We start from the raw sequence: 14,439 nt of genomic DNA, 5'->3' as shown, positions 1-14,439 counted from the left end.
TTTTTACTTTTAATTCATATGCTTACCAATAGCACGCAGCACCACTCGGCCGCCAAAAACCCCGATCCGATCATATTTTCATATTCAACTCATCAGTTGATTTTCCGGGCCTGCCCCGACAGCCTGCCAAACCCTCAACCGCGTGGTTGACCTTTTTGGCAAACAATGCCCATGGTTTGCCCCATGACCGATCCGCTCTCCACCGTCTTTGCCGCCCTCGCCGACCCGACCCGACGGGCGATTCTGGCGATGCTGCTGGAAGACGATATGGCGGTGACCGACGTAGCAGAACCCTTTCAGATGAGCCTCGCCGCAATCTCCAAACACCTGACCGTGCTGACCGAGGCTGGCCTTGTCAGCCGCGAAAAGCGCGGGCGGGTGATATGGTGCAAACTGGAACCCGACGCCCTGCGCGCGGCCACCGTCTGGATGCAGGGCTTTGGCCAGTTCGAACCCGTCGATCTGGACGCGTTCGAACGGTTTCTGGAGGGTGAACTGGCGGCAGATGGGTCGTCAGAGGATGCGGACAGCCCCGGGGCCCTGCCCCGGACCCCGGAGTAGTTTCGCCAAGATGACGGGTGAAGCTCAGCCCGCGAACGTCCGGGCATAGGTCTGACGCAGCCCGGCTTTCTGTACCTTTCCCATCGTGTTGCGCGGCAGCGCATCGACCACAGCATATCCCTTGGGGTGCTTGAACTTTGCCAACCGCTCCGCGACAGCGGCACGGATGCCGTCAAGGTCCGGCTCCGCATCTTTGGCACGCACCAGAACCGCAAACACCGCTTCGCCGAAATCAGGATGCGGCAGGCCGATCACCGCGCTTTCGGTGATGCCAGGCAGGGTGTCGAGCAGATCCTCCACCTCTTTGGGATAAACGTTGTAGCCGCCGGTGATGACCAGATCCTTGGCGCGGCCGACAATGGTGACATATCCATCGGCATCGCGGGTTGCCAGATCGCCGGTGATGAACCAGCCGTCGGCGCGCAGATCCTCGGCGGTTTTGTCGGGCATCTGCCAATAGCCCTGAAACACATTCGGGCCCCGCACCTCGATCACACCCACCTCGCCTGTGGCGACCTCGCGCCCGTCAGCCATGATCCGCAGGTCCACCCCCGGCAGGGGCATTCCCACCGTGCCGGCCCGACGCTCGCCGTCATAGGGGTTGGAGGTGTTCATGTTGGTTTCTGTCATGCCATAGCGTTCCAGAATGCGCATTCCGGTCCGAGATTCGAACTGAATGTGCGTTTCCGACAAAAGCGGGGCTGAGCCTGAGATGAACAGCCGCATATGCACGACCAGATCGCGCGTCAGCCGCCGATCATCCAGCAACCTTGTGTAAAACGTCGGCACCCCCATCATGGCGGTGCAGTTCGGCAAGGCCGCGATAACCTGCTCCAGATCAAAGGACGGCAGAAATACCATCTGCCCGCCGGTCAGAAGACTGATGTTGGAGGCGACAAACAGCCCGTGGGTGTGAAAGATCGGCAGCGCATGCAGCAGCACATCGCGCTCGGTGAACCGCCACAAATCCGCCAGCACCTGTGCGTTCGACAACAGGTTGTCATGGCTGAGCATCGCCCCTTTCGACCGCCCCGTGGTGCCCGAGGTATAAAGGATCGCCGCCAAATCATCGCCCGCCCGGTCCACCGGCACAAAGCCTGCCCCCTGCTGTGCCGCCAGAGCCATCAGACTGCCCGCACCCTGCCCCGACAGACCCAGCAGCTGCGTGCCATGCGCCGCGCAGACCGGGGCCAGCGCAGGGGCGTCAGCCGGATCGCCGACGAAGACCCGAGGCGTGGCATTGCCGACAAAGTAATCCAGCTCGGCCGCCGTATAGCCGGTGTTCAGCGGCAGAAACACCGCCCCCACCGCCACCGTCGCCCCATAGAGCGCCAACGCCTCGGGCGATTTGGCCACCTGCACCGCCACCCGGTCGCCCGGTGCCACCCCCAGCGCCTGCAAGGCCAACGCCAGCCGGCCGACCTGCGTCGCAAATGCCGCCGCCGAAATCTGACGCCCATCGGCCAGATGCAGCAAGGGCCGGTCCTGTCCGGTCAGCGGAGCAAACAGCGTATCAAACAACGGGTTGGGCATGGCGATCCTCCTGACCGTGATTCTTTGTGCCACTGCGTCCGGCATGGCTCAAGCCCGGTCGCATGACATTGCTAAAATGCGATCCGTCTGGCGCAAAATGCCATGCCTGCGGCCCCAGCCTGCCGCGATTTTGCCGCAACCGCCGGTGATCCTGACCGCATCACATCGACAGACACCTCCAGGAGCCGACCATGACCTTTGCACGCAGGCTGCTTCAGAAACTCGGGCTGTTTGCCCCGAAAGCCGACACGACCGAGGTTTTTGGCCACCGGCTGACCCGGATCGGCACCCGCGACTCGCGGCGTGAAGTACGGGCCGCCGTGTTCTTCAGAACTCCGGCGTAACGCCCGGCAGCCGCAGCTCGCGCATCAGATCGCGCACTTCCTGCCGCGCCGCGATGTTCGACATGTTCAACTGATCGACGCCGGTATCTTTCAGGTCCAACAGCGTGATGCCACGCGGGAACAGCTCGCGAAAGATCACCCGCTCGGAGAAACCGGGCGAGACCCGGAAGCCGATCCGCTTGGAAAGTTCCTCCAGCGCGGCACCGACCTTTTTCTTGTTGTGCATCTGCTGCGCGCCCAGACGGTTGCGCAGCACAATCCAGTCAATCGGCTTCAGCCCCGCCTGCGCCCGCAACTGCCGCGCATTCCACACCATTTCGGAATAGATCGACGGGCCTTTGACCTTGCCGGTTTCCGGGTCGGTCCGCGCCAGCAGGTCGAAATCCACAAAGCTGTCATTCAGCGGGGTGATCAGTGTATCAGCCAAACTGTGCGCCACCTGTGACAGCCGGGTATGGCTGCCGGGGCAGTCGATGATGATGAAATCCGACACCGGATCCAGCGCCGCCACTGCCGCCGACAGCCGCGCGTCAAACGGGTTTTCTCCCGGCGCCAGACTCGCCTCATCCACATCGGGCAGATCACGATAATCCGGCGTGGCCAGTGTCAGCCCACTGCGCGCCAGATAGGCCCGGCGGTTTTCGACATAGCGGCCAAAGGATTTCTGCCGCAGGTCAAGATCCAGCCCGCCCACGCGGTGCCCTTGCCGCACCAGCGCTGTGGCCACATGCATGCAGGTGGTCGATTTGCCCGACCCGCCCTTTTCATTGCCCACGACGATGATATGCGCCACGTCCTGCCCCTTTATTCCGGTCTGTCCGCCCTTTTAGGCGGGTTCCCGCGCAAGGGAAAGCGCGAAGGCACGCTTGCCCCTGTACAGCCGGGCCATTGTGTCAGCCGCGCGTCAGCCGGATCAGTCGCCCCGCTGCGGACAAAGAAAAAGCCCCGCAAAAGCGGGGCTGTTCCGTAACACCAGGTCGTTTGGATCAGAAACCCAGACCGGCGTATTTGTTCTTGAACTTCGACACACGGCCGCCGGTGTCCATCAGCTTGGCATTGCCGCCGGTCCATGCCGGGTGTGCCAGAGGATCGATGTCCAGCGCGAGGCTGTCGCCATCTTTGCCATAGGTCGAGCGGGTCTGATAGGTCGAACCGTCGGTCATCTTCACGGTGATGAAGTGATAGTCGGGGTGAATGCCTTCTTTCATCGGTCCGATCCTTATTCAGATTTCGGTTTATAGGTCGTATCTTCCGAGATACGTGCCGATTTCCCGCGACGGGTACGCAGGTAATACAGCTTGGCGCGACGGACTTTGCCGCGACGCACCACATCAATCGAGTCGATGTTGGTCGAATACAGCGGGAACACACGTTCCACGCCTTCGCCGAACGAGATCTTGCGCACGGTGAACGACGCAGAAATCGTCATGCCGCCCTGACGGGCAATGCAGACGCCTTCGTAGTTCTGAATCCGCGACCGGGTGCCTTCGGTCACTTTGTAACCGACGCGAACGGTGTCTCCGGCCTTGAAATCCGGGATGGTCTTGCCAAGCGCAGCAATCTGCTCGGCTTCGAGTTGGGCGATCAGGTTCATGCCTGGTCCTTTCATGTCCCGCGGTGGGTCCGCAGAGGTGAGGCAGCCAGAGAGCTCTTGGTCTTCACCGGATCCCCATCACACTGGATGAGTCCGCCAGAGGTCAGACGTGCTTTGCTGATCCGCCTGCACCGCCGTCTTGCCACCGAAGAAAGGCGGCCGGAGAATGCAGAACGGGCCCGCGGGCGATTCCACCCCGGACCCGCCGCGTATAGGGTCTGCCGGGGGGCCGGTCAAGGGTTCAGACGTGGCGCAAGAGCCACCTTATTTCCGGGGCTTCTGCCCATGTTGCCAGGCCGCCCACATATCCGGCCGCCGCTCTGCCGTAAGCGCCTCGGCCTGCGCCCGACGCCACTTCGAAATCTTGCCGTGATCCCCCGACAGCAGCACCGGCGGAATCTCCCGCCCCTCCCATTCCGGGGGGCGCGTATAGTGCGGATGTTCCAGCAAGCCGTTGGAATGGCTTTCCTCTTCAATGCTCTCGGCATTGCCCAGCACGCCGGGCAACAGCCGGACGGTCGCATCCAGAATCGCCTGCGCCGCGATCTCGCCGCCGGTCAGCACGAAATCCCCCAACGAGACCTCTTCGACCGCGTGGTGATCCAGCACCCGCTGGTCCACGCCTTCAAACCGGCCACACAGCAGCGTCAGCCCCTCGCATGCCGCAAAGCGCCGGGCCATCGCCTGATCAAACGGCTTGCCGCGCGGTGACAGATAGACCACCGGCCAGCGCGCCCGGTCCGGGTTGGCCCCGACACTCGCTGCATTGAATGCCGCATCCACCACATCGGCGCGCAGCACCATGCCCGCACCGCCCCCGGCAGGCGTGTCATCGACATTGCGATGCTTGCCGATGCCGAACTGGCGCAGGTCATAGCTTTCCAGCCGCCACAGCCCCAGATCCATCGCCTTGCCGGTCAGCGATTGTTCCAGCACGCCCGGAAAGGCCTGCGGAAACAGCGTGATCACCCGCGCAAGCCAGGCCCCGCGCACCGCGCGCGCATCGTCGAACAGATCACGCGGCCGCAGCACCGGCTTGGCCGACAGTCGCCCGTGCGAACGGGAGGGAGCCTTGGCCAGCGACGCATCATCGGGAATTTCATCAGACATGGCTCGCTCATACCCAAGCCCCCTGCGCCGTGCAAAGGGATTCCGGCATCACGCCTCGCTCAGCCGCTCTTCCGGCGGGGTCGCTGCCTCAACCGCTGCCGCCAGCGCCCGCAGACTGTCCTGCACGGCTTCGGGCAGGCTGTCCTCCAGCGCCAGCCCGATCTCTGCCGTATCGGGATACGAGGACCACAGCCCCGGCTGGGCCTGTAACAAGGGCAGCGCCCGCCGCGCAAACAGCTCCAGCAGCCGCGCGTCAAACCCCGCCGCCAGAAATCCCGTCAGCTGCACTCCATGCACCCGGTCATCCGCAGCGCGCACCGTATCGGTCGCCCACAGGATCAGCCCCTCGCGCAGGCCGTTGCGGGGCACCAAACCATGGTCCAGTTCATCCTGCAGCAGCGACAACCGCAGCGCCGCACCGGGCGCGCACATCGCCGCCGCAATCGCATCTGCCGTCAGCACCGGATCGGCATCGTCGGGCAGGTCCAGCAGCGTCTTCAGCATCGGATCTGCCCCCGCCCCGGCCCCAACCTGCGGCGCCCCCCGGTTGATCGCATGGATCTGGTCCAGCGCCTGATCCAGAAACTGATCCATCTGCTGCGCCGTCTCCGGGTTCCAGACCATGCGCGAGAGCGGGATCGACAGAAACGACAGCGCGACCGGCACCAGCGGCGGCAAGGGCAGCACAAATCCGCCCACACCGCCAAGGCCGCGGCCAATCCCGAACAGGATCACCACAATCACCGCATTGATCGCCACCTGCGCCGCCGCCGCCAGCACAACAGCCGGTGTCCACAGCGCGACCCGGCGCGGCCAGTCCTGCGGCCGCATCACCACCAGCCAAAGCGCCATCAGCGCCACAAAAACGGGAATCGCCGACCAGCCCAAACCAGAAAGGCCCGCCAGAAGCGGACCCAGATACAAAGGCAGCGTTGCCACCATCAAAAATCGTGTGTTCCTGTTCATCCTGCCCTGCCCCATTTTTTGCAGCAGGGTGCAGAATGTTACGGTTTTAGTCCAGCCCCTCGGGCAGATCCGCCACAATGCGCCGCGCCGCCAGATCCACCGTCGGCACCGCCGCTTTGGTAAAGGGGATCAGCAACGGCTGCTTGCGGGTCGGCGCATAGACCTCCAGCAGATCGCCCGCGCCATGATTGTGTACTGCGCGCAATGTGCCCAAAAGCACGCCGCCGGTGTCATAAATCTCCAGCCCGATCAGGTCGGAGTGATAGAACTCATCGTCGGGCAGCGACGGCAGACGCGTGCGGTCGACATACAGATCGGTGCCGCGCAAGGCATCGGCCTGATCCTTGGTCGCCACCCCGGCAATCCGCGCGCCAAGCCCCCCCGCCACAGGGCGGGTCAGCTTGATGCTGAATGAGCGGTTGCCATCAGCCGTATACAGCGGCCCATACCCGGCAATCGCCTCGGGGTCCGCGCAAAAGGATTTCAGCCGCACCTCGCCCTGCACGCCAAAAGCGCCCGCGATAGAGCCGACACAGATACGTTCAGGAGATGTGGTCATGACTGATCCCATAAGTGGCGCGGCCCCCAAAAGGGGCCACGCAAACATTGATCACTCTTCAGCAGGCGCTTCAGCGCGGGCAGCTTTCTTGGCAGCGCGTTCTGCCATCTGCTTACCGGGAACTGCCGATTTCGGGTTGTTGCGGGCTTTCTTGTCCAGCACGCCAGCCGATTCCAGGAACCGGGCCACACGGTCGGTCGGCTGAGCGCCGGTCGCCAACAGTTCCTTGATCCGGTCAAGGTTCATGACAACGCGCTTTTCGTCGTCCTTGGCCAGCATCGGGTCATACACGCCCAGCTTTTCCAGAAAACGGCCATCGCGCGGGTTGCGCGAGTCGGTCAGGACGATCGAATAGTGCGGGCGCTTTTTCGAGCCGCCACGGGCCAGACGAATTTTAACAGCCATGGGTAGTCTCCTTCAGGGTATGTTTCGGGTGCGTGATGTCATGCACCGTTGTTTGGGTTATTTTTGCAGTTTTTCGTGATGCCTGATGACTTCGGAGATGATGAAGGTCAGGAATTTCTTGGCAAATCCGGGGTCTAGGTCGGCGTCCTGCGACAGCTGCTCCAGCCGTGCGATCTGCCGCGCCTCACGCGAGGGGTCACTGGGGGGCAGATCATGCTCGGCCTTCAGCCGCCCCACCGCCTGCGTGTGCTTGAACCGCTCGGCCAGCGTGTAGACCAAAATCGCATCCAGCCGGTCAATCGACTGGCGATGCTCTTTCAGCACCTCGGCCGCGCGTGTGGCAGTATCGGTCATGAAATCCTCCGGGCATGACGCCAGACCAGATCTTCGGGGTCAGGGCGCGGGGCACTTGCATCCAGCACCGCCCCCAGCCGCTGCGCCACCCGGATCGAGGCGGCATTGTCCGCGTCGATATAGCTGACCAGCGACGGCACCGGCAGGCTGGCAAAGGCCCAGTCGCGCAAAGCACCCGCCGCTTCGGTGGCATAGCCCTGCCCGGCATGGCCCTGATAGACCAGCCAGCCCAGCTCAACCTCGGGGAATTTCGGCCCACCGTTCAGGCCAACCTGTCCCACGGTTTCCCCGCTGGCAGAATGAACCATCATCAGCCCGCCGTGCCCCAGCAGCGCCCATTGTGCGACATCATGGCAAAACCAGAACCACGCGCCCGCCTTATCCTTCGGCCCGCCCATGTAGACGGTCCGCTCCGACGCCCAGAACGCCGCATAGACCGGGAAATCGGCCATGACAGGGGCGCGCAGGGTCAGCCGCTGGGTATGCAGAACCGGCGCGGTCATTTCTTTTTCATCAGCCCCGACAGGCCCGAGGGCAGGCTCATGCCGCGCGGCATGCCGGGAAATCCGCCCTGCCCCATCGACTCTTTCATACCCTTTGCCGCCGCTTCCAGCTCGGCGGGCGACATTTTGCTCGGGTCAGGCATACCGCCCTTGCCCATCATCTGCTTGATGGCCTGCTTCATGCCGCCACCCTTGCCCATCTTCTTCATCATTTCGGCCATCTGCTTGTGCTGTTTCAGCAGACGGTTCAGTTCCGACACCTCAAGCCCCGCCCCCGCCGCGATCCGCTTTTTGCGGCTGGCGGCCAGCAGGTCCGGGTTGGCCCGTTCCTTTTTGGTCATCGAATTGATCAGCGCGACCTGACGGCGCAGCATGCGGTCGTCAAAGCCAGCCTCTTCGGCCTGCTTTGCCATTTTGCCCATGCCCGGCAGCATGCCCATCAAGCCCTGCATGCCGCCCATTTTCTGCATCTGCTCCAGCTGGCCCTTCAGGTCGTTCATGTTGAACAAGCCTTTGGAGAACCGCCGCGCCATGCGCTCGGCCTGCTCAGCCTCAAACGTTTCCTGCGCGCGCTCGACTAGGGCCACAATGTCGCCCATGCCAAGGATACGGCCCGCGACGCGCTCGGCTTCGAACGTCTCCAGCGCGTCCATCTTTTCGCCAAGACCGACAAAGCGGATCGGCTTGCCGGTGACCGCCCGCATCGACAGCGCCGCACCGCCGCGCCCGTCGCCGTCCATCCGCGTCAGGACCACGCCGGAAATGCCGACCTTGCCATCGAACTCGGCCGCGACGTTCACCGCATCCTGCCCGGTCAGACCATCGACCACCAGCAGCGTCTCGCGCGGCTGGGCGATGTCGCGCACCGCCTGCACTTCGTCCATCAGCACTTCGTCAATGTGCAACCGGCCTGCGGTATCGAGGAACAGCACATCATAACCGCCCATCGCGGCCTGAGTCTTCGCCCGCCGTGCGATCTGCACCGCCGACTCGCCCTTGACGATCGGCAAGCTGTCCACGCCGACCTGAGCGGCCAGGATCGCCAGCTGTTCCATCGCGGCCGGCCGGTTGGTGTCCAAAGACGCCAGCAGCACCCGCTTGCCATTGCGATCCTTCAACCGCTTGGCCAGCTTAGCGGTGGTCGTGGTCTTGCCCGAGCCTTGCAGACCCACCATCAGAATCGCGGCGGGCGGGCTGTCGATCTTCAGCGCATCCGCGGGTTCATCCCCCGCCAGCACCCGGATCAGCTCGTCATGCACGATCTTGACGACCATCTGCCCCGGCGTGATCGACTTCGTCACCGCCGACCCGGTCGCCTTGTCCTGCACCCGCTTGATGAAATCGCGCGCCACCGGCAGCGACACGTCGGCTTCCAGCAGGGCAACCCGCACTTCGCGCAGGGCGGCAATCACATCCGCCTCGGACAGCGCGCCCTGTTTGGTCAGGCGATCAAAGACGCTGCCAAGGCGGTCTGAAAGGCTCTCGAACATGGTCGTCTCCCGCAAAGGGCGTTACAGCAATGGCCAAGGGCACCTGCGGGCGCAACGCGCTGGCAGATGGCGATCCCGGCAAAAGCCAAGGGACCGGAAGCGACAGCCTCCGGGGGAATTGACTGCCTGATAGGCCGACCCGCCGCGCGAGTCAAGTCACGCCAGCCACGCGGCCCTGTAGACAAAGGCCCGCACATGGGGGTGCGGGCCTTCGGGCATCCGGGGAAAAGCGCGGGGAGCGCGCGCGCCCCGTAGCCACAACCGGTCTTACGAACGGTTGCCAACGGTTTGGTCATACAGCGCCGTCAGTTCGGTCAACGTGTATTGCGAGGCATCAACACCCAGCACAGCCGCCAGCTGCGCTTTACCGGGAGTCACAACCTCGGCGGGTTTACCGTTGGCGCGGTTCTGACCCGACAGGATGAAATCAGTCATCTGGGTGTCATTGTCCCGCTTTGCCTCGATCAGAAGCTGCAGTTCGTTGATGGTGAAACGGCCCGGCTCCACACCGGCAGCAGCCGCCAGTTGTGCATCGGTCGATGCCACACCGGCACCCATGTCACTGCGCGACACGGCACCTTCACCGGCTTGCGACATGATAAAACGGACGCGGGCTTCGTCATTGTCTTGCTGAGCTTGCAGCAGCTGGATCAGTTGGGTCTGGGTATAGTCATTTGCCGAAACACCGGCCTGAGCGGCCAGCTGGTCGGTGCCGGGGTTGGCCGCAGCAAAGCCAGCGGTCAGGGCAAGGGCAGCAGCAGAAATCATCAGAGTACGCATTTTAGTCTTCCTTCATCGAGATGCTGCGTATGTGCAGCGGGTAGGTATGGAACGGGGCCGCATCCGTGAAAGTTTCGCGACAACCCGTGTTTTGTTCGGTGAGAGGAAGGTATGCGTTTCATTTTTCCTTTACATTACAGAACTCTGCCCTCACTCTGTGCATCAGCGCACAGCACTATTATGTGATAGCCCGTGATTAAAGAGGGAGCCGTTACTATGGCCCAACCTGCCTGGGATGAAATCAGAACCGCGTTTCAGGTGGCCCGGCTTGGCACGGTTTCCGGTGCTGCCGAAGTGCTTGGCGTGCATCACGCCACCGTGATCCGCCACATTGACGCCCTGGAAAAAACGCTGGGGACCAAGCTGTTTCAACGCCATGCGCGCGGCTACACCCCGACCGAGGCCGGGCGGGATCTGCTCACCGTGGCCCAGACCACCGAAGAGCAGTTCGCACAGCTGTCCAGCCGGATCAAAGGCCAGGGCGAGGTGGTGGGGGGCGAGCTGACAATCACCTCGATTGCCGGCATCGCTGACCTGCTGGTGCCGGTGCTGACCGCGTTTCAGGACCTTTTCCCGCTGGTGCAGGTGCGTTTCCTGACCGACATGCGGGTGTTCCGGCTGGATTATGGCGAGGCCCATGTCGCCATCCGCGCCGGGGCCACCCCCGAAGAGCCCGACAATGTGGCGCAACCTCTGCCGCCGATCCGGACCGCGCTTTACGCCTCCCGTGGCTATATCGCCCGCCATGGCCAGCCAAAGGACGAGTCGGACTTTGCCAATCACCGCTTTGTCTGCGTCGACAGCGAGACCACCCGCGCACCGTTCTACCGCTGGCTGCGCAATACGGTTCCGGCCTCTGCCATCAGCTTTCGCGGCACCGAACCCGCCGCTCTGGAAGAGGCGGTATTGCAGGGTGCAGGCATCGGCTTTTCTGCCGTCTACAAAGCCTCGGCCAATCCCGATCTGGTTGAAATCCTGCCGCCGCGCCCAGAATGGGACGCACCGCTATGGATCGTCACCCATGTCGATCTGCACCGCACCCGCAAGGTGCAGGCCTTTCTGACCCACCTGAAAGAGGCAGCAAAGACCTGGCCGGTCTGACCTTGCCGCCGGGTTCCACAGCCCCCGTGCATCACATCGCGGTCAGCCGCATGTCACATTTGCGCCCGAATCACGCGCAACTCTGATCGTGCAATAACAGGAGGATCTGATGGCCGCGATTTTCATTCTTGCAGGTGGCGTCTTTGGCTTCGCATCGGCAATCGCCTCGCTGATCCTGCTGGATGCCAGCCTCATGCTCGCGCTTGCGATCTGGTCCGGCGCAGGTCTGACGGTCGTTGTTCTGGGCCTCTCCCTCTCGCTTCTGAACCGGCGCGCCGCCCTTACGCGAGCCAATCGGATCAGCGCCGAAGCCCACCCCGTCTGACAGCCAATTCCCGCAAATATTCTTGCCTTTTTGGGCGTCTGACCTCATATTTGAAGAGCGACGTTATCTATTTCGACCACTGTCTCCGCCTCACGGCCACAGCAATCGACGATCAGCTGACTGCGCCGGGTCGCCGCAATCCCGCGGGCGACATTTCTACAGGAGACTTCACGATGGCCAAGGGCACCGTGAAATGGTTCAACGAAACTAAAGGCTACGGTTTCATCGCCCCCGAGGGTGGCAAGAAAGACGTCTTCGTCCACATCACCGCACTGGAACGCGCCGGTCTGCGCGGACTGAAGGACGGTCAGGCCGTGACCTTCGATATCGAAGCCGGTCGTGACGGTCGCGAATCCGCCACCAACCTGTCGCTGTCTTAAGTCACACCACGCGCGACACCCTGCATCGCCAAAGCATTGACTTTGAAAGGGCGCACCGTCCCGGCTGCGCCCTTTTTCAGGCCAACAGAACGCAGCCACATCTGGCACAGGCCCGCAAAACGATGAAACCGGCGGGGGGCATCCGGTCTGGCCTGATGATCGCGTAAACCCCTCGAACACGATCCGCAGCGCCACCGACGACACCGGCGCGCGCAAATGACAGGGCGCCTCCCATCCGACCGGAAAAGTCTGCTCCGGACAGGTTGAGCAGATCAGGATGACAGGCATCCGCAATCCGGCCTGAGCCAGACAGTCAAAGGCCTGCTGCCCGGCAACGATTCCGCCCGCATGATCACAGTCAATCACCAGCATACCGATGGCAGGCCGCCCGTCTGACCAATCCCCCAGCAAACGGTCAAGCGCCTGACCCAGACAGTCCTGAACCGTAACCTCCGCGCCCATAGCGGAAAGGCGGCGGGCGGGCAGCCCACCCCCGGCAACGCCCGAAACCAGCAGAACTGATACACCCCGCCCAACCAATGCCTGCCGCGTCAGTGCAAAGGGAGTGATCATCTCCATGCCGCAATGCCCCTCGTCAGCGGTCTGCCGCGCTTGGGCCCGATTGCGGCGCGGCATCCGGCAATTTCCCTTGTGACCTGCAGCGCAGCGCGCCACAGTTGCCCCATGTCAAGCAATCCTGACCCCATGATGATGCACCCGCCGCATTACCAAAGCCTTATCGACCCCGCGACATGGGCCTTTATCCGCGCGACCGAAGCTGCCTACCCCCCCGACACCGCCAGCCAAAGCATCGCCGGTCAGCGTGCGGTCTATGATGCCATGTGCCGCAGCTTCCATGCCGGCACCCCGCCCGGCGTGACCGCGCAGGACGAGACGGTGGCCGGCGTGCCCTGCCGCCGCTATCCGGGGCGCAATCCGGTGGTGATCTATTTTCACGGCGGCGGTTTTGTCGTCGGCGGCCTGCACAGCCATGATGATGTCTGCGCTGAAATTCGCGCCGCCACCGGGCTGACCGTGCTGGCCGTCGATTACCGGCTCTGCCCCGAACACCCGCATCCCGCCGCTTATGACGATTGCCTCGCCGTCGCCCGCGCCACCCCCGGCCCGATCCTGCTGGCCGGTGACAGCGCCGGGGGCGCTCTGGCCGCCGCCGTCGCAGCCACCCTGCGCGACCCGCGCCTGCTGGGTCAGGTGCTGATCTATCCCGGTCTCGGCGGGCATGGTGCCAGCCACCAGCGCCACGCCAACGCCCCGATGCTCACAGCCGAAGACGTGGCCTTCTACGCCCGCATCCGGGGCGCAGCGCCGGATGACCCCACCGCCAACCCGCTTGCCGCAACCGATTTCACCGGCCTGCCCCCCACCCTGACCCTCGCCGCCGAATGCGATCCGCTGGCCGATGACGCCGCCGACTATGCCGCCCGCATCATCGCCGCAGGGGGCCGCGCCCAGACCGTCACCGAACCCGGTCTCGTCCACGGCTATCTGCGCGCCCGTCACACCGTGCCGCGCGCCCGCGCCAGCTTTGCGCGGATCACATCCACCCTCGCGGCCTTTGCACAGCGCCGCTGGCCCTTTGGAGACATGCCATGAAAGACCTGCCCAACCAGACCCACTGGACCGAGCGCACCGATCTGGCCGCCGCCTTCCGCTGGACCGCGCGGCTCAACATGCACGAAGCGGTCGCCAACCACTTCAGCCTCGCGGTCAGCGACGATGGCGCGCGTTTCCTGATCAATCCCGCCGGTCGCCATTTCAGCCGCATCACCGCCAGCAGCCTGATCGAGATCGACGCCAACGATCCCGCCACCATGGACCGCCCCGACGCCCCCGACCCCACCGCCTGGGGCCTGCACGGTGCCTTGCACCGCGCCTGCCCGCATGCCGCCTGCGCCATGCACGTCCATTCCATCCACGCCACCGTGCTGGCCAGCCTCGCCGACAGCCGCCTGCCTGCCATCGACCAGACCACCGCCATGTTCCACAACCGCACCGTTGTCGATGACCACTACGGCGGCATGGCGTTTGAGGATGAGGCCGCCCGCTGCGTGCAACTGCTGTCTGACCCGAAGATCACCACGCTGATCATGGGCAACCATGGCGTGCTGGTCACCGGCCGGACCGTCGCCGAAACCTTCAACCGGCTCTATTACTTCGAACGCGCCGCCGAGACCTATATCCGCGCCATGCAAACCGGCCGCCCGCTGCGCCATCTGCCCGAAGAGGTCGCCGAAAAAACCGCGCAGGAATGGGAAACCTACCCCGGCTACGCCGAGAATCACCTGCGCGAGATCAAGGCCATCCTCGACGCCGAGGCCCCCGATTACGCCAGCTGATCCCTTCCGCTGGGTCTGACAAACCTCCGCGATTTGCTCCCGCCGGATGCGCTCCGCGCGGGAGTATTTTCAAAGCA

General features: G+C 63.7%; 19 protein-coding genes. 7 read left to right on the top strand and 12 right to left on the bottom strand.

The window, feature by feature from the left end; all coding sequences use genetic code 11:
* The first annotated feature begins 183 nt into the window (after positions 1-183).
* Positions 184-561, top strand: coding sequence for an ArsR/SmtB family transcription factor (locus tag D1012_RS06240; RefSeq protein WP_118150460.1), 378 nt, complete (start codon positions 184-186; stop codon positions 559-561).
* Between the two features lie 24 nt (positions 562-585).
* Here the strand turns inward: D1012_RS06240 and D1012_RS06235 are convergent, their stop codons facing one another.
* A complete protein-coding gene (locus D1012_RS06235; protein WP_118150459.1) occupies positions 586-2,094 on the bottom strand; it encodes a malonate--CoA ligase in 1,509 nt (502 codons plus the stop codon).
* A 191-nt stretch (positions 2,095-2,285) separates the two neighbouring features.
* Here D1012_RS06235 and D1012_RS22615 point away from each other — a divergent pair, with 191 nt between their 5' ends.
* The gene (locus D1012_RS22615; protein ID WP_158569237.1) at positions 2,286-2,438 is read left to right on the top strand and encodes a hypothetical protein; all 153 of its coding nucleotides are present in this window, start codon (positions 2,286-2,288) and stop codon (positions 2,436-2,438) included.
* Here D1012_RS22615 and D1012_RS06230 read toward each other — a convergent pair.
* The 11 genes from D1012_RS06230 to D1012_RS06180 form a co-directional block, all read right to left on the bottom strand.
* Positions 2,422-3,231, bottom strand: a complete 810-nt coding sequence (locus D1012_RS06230) for a division plane positioning ATPase MipZ (protein WP_118150458.1) — start codon at positions 3,229-3,231, stop codon at positions 2,422-2,424. The two genes, D1012_RS22615 and D1012_RS06230, sit on opposite strands and share 17 nt — an antisense overlap.
* A 193-nt stretch (positions 3,232-3,424) precedes the next feature.
* Entirely contained in the window at positions 3,425-3,646 is a 222-nt protein-coding gene (gene rpmE / locus D1012_RS06225) for a 50S ribosomal protein L31 (RefSeq protein WP_103332505.1), read from the bottom strand.
* An 11-nt stretch (positions 3,647-3,657) separates the two neighbouring features.
* Entirely contained in the window at positions 3,658-4,032 is a 375-nt protein-coding gene (gene rplS, locus D1012_RS06220; protein ID WP_118150592.1) for a 50S ribosomal protein L19, read from the bottom strand.
* 264 nt (positions 4,033-4,296) lie between these two features.
* A complete protein-coding gene (gene trmD, locus D1012_RS06215; protein WP_118150457.1) occupies positions 4,297-5,142 on the bottom strand; it encodes a tRNA (guanosine(37)-N1)-methyltransferase TrmD in 846 nt (281 codons plus the stop codon).
* Between the two features lie 48 nt (positions 5,143-5,190).
* Positions 5,191-6,108: a hypothetical protein gene (locus tag D1012_RS06210; RefSeq protein ID WP_158569235.1), complete on the bottom strand. Its 918-nt coding sequence runs from the start codon at positions 6,106-6,108 to the stop codon at positions 5,191-5,193.
* Between the two features lie 46 nt (positions 6,109-6,154).
* Positions 6,155-6,667, bottom strand: a complete 513-nt coding sequence (gene rimM, locus D1012_RS06205; RefSeq protein ID WP_233517025.1) for a ribosome maturation factor RimM — start codon at positions 6,665-6,667, stop codon at positions 6,155-6,157.
* 51 nt (positions 6,668-6,718) lie between these two features.
* Positions 6,719-7,072 carry a 30S ribosomal protein S16 gene (gene rpsP, locus D1012_RS06200; RefSeq protein ID WP_118150454.1) on the bottom strand — a complete coding sequence of 118 codons (354 nt, stop codon included), beginning with the start codon at positions 7,070-7,072 and terminating at the stop codon, positions 6,719-6,721.
* 57 nt (positions 7,073-7,129) lie between these two features.
* Complete coding sequence (locus D1012_RS06195) at positions 7,130-7,426, bottom strand: chorismate mutase (RefSeq protein WP_118150453.1); 297 nt, start codon at positions 7,424-7,426, stop codon at positions 7,130-7,132.
* Positions 7,423-7,929 carry a GNAT family N-acetyltransferase gene (locus D1012_RS06190; protein ID WP_118150452.1) on the bottom strand — a complete coding sequence of 169 codons (507 nt, stop codon included), beginning with the start codon at positions 7,927-7,929 and terminating at the stop codon, positions 7,423-7,425. Before D1012_RS06190 ends, D1012_RS06195 begins: the two co-directional genes overlap by 4 nt.
* Entirely contained in the window at positions 7,926-9,419 is a 1,494-nt protein-coding gene (gene ffh / locus D1012_RS06185; protein ID WP_118150451.1) for a signal recognition particle protein, read from the bottom strand. Before ffh ends, D1012_RS06190 begins: the two co-directional genes overlap by 4 nt.
* Before the next feature lie 267 nt (positions 9,420-9,686).
* The gene (locus D1012_RS06180) at positions 9,687-10,199 is read right to left on the bottom strand and encodes a hypothetical protein (protein ID WP_147335628.1); all 513 of its coding nucleotides are present in this window, start codon (positions 10,197-10,199) and stop codon (positions 9,687-9,689) included.
* 216 nt (positions 10,200-10,415) lie between these two features.
* Between D1012_RS06180 and D1012_RS06175 the strand changes: the two genes are divergently transcribed.
* The 5 genes from D1012_RS06175 to D1012_RS06155 all read left to right on the top strand — a co-directional run bounded on the left by D1012_RS06175 (position 10,416) and on the right by D1012_RS06155 (position 14,362).
* Positions 10,416-11,300, top strand: a complete 885-nt coding sequence (locus tag D1012_RS06175) for a LysR family transcriptional regulator (protein ID WP_118150449.1) — start codon at positions 10,416-10,418, stop codon at positions 11,298-11,300.
* Positions 11,301-11,409: 109 nt separating this feature from the next.
* Positions 11,410-11,625, top strand: a complete 216-nt coding sequence (locus D1012_RS06170) for a hypothetical protein (protein WP_118150448.1) — start codon at positions 11,410-11,412, stop codon at positions 11,623-11,625.
* 173 nt (positions 11,626-11,798) lie between these two features.
* Entirely contained in the window at positions 11,799-12,005 is a 207-nt protein-coding gene (locus tag D1012_RS06165; RefSeq protein ID WP_100197370.1) for a cold-shock protein, read from the top strand.
* A 711-nt stretch (positions 12,006-12,716) separates the two neighbouring features.
* Positions 12,717-13,619 (top strand): alpha/beta hydrolase fold domain-containing protein, encoded by a 903-nt coding sequence (locus D1012_RS06160; RefSeq protein ID WP_118150591.1) that lies wholly within the window; start codon positions 12,717-12,719, stop codon positions 13,617-13,619.
* Positions 13,616-14,362: a class II aldolase and adducin N-terminal domain-containing protein gene (locus D1012_RS06155; RefSeq protein WP_118150447.1), complete on the top strand. Its 747-nt coding sequence runs from the start codon at positions 13,616-13,618 to the stop codon at positions 14,360-14,362. Before D1012_RS06160 ends, D1012_RS06155 begins: the two co-directional genes overlap by 4 nt.
* Positions 14,363-14,439 lie beyond the last annotated feature (77 nt).

This window comes from Pseudotabrizicola alkalilacus, from assembly GCF_003443995.1.
In the GTDB taxonomy this organism is placed as follows: domain Bacteria; phylum Pseudomonadota; class Alphaproteobacteria; order Rhodobacterales; family Rhodobacteraceae; genus Pseudotabrizicola; species Pseudotabrizicola alkalilacus.
Note: the sequence above shows the minus strand (reverse complement) of the source record. Positions and strands in the feature narration are given on the sequence as shown.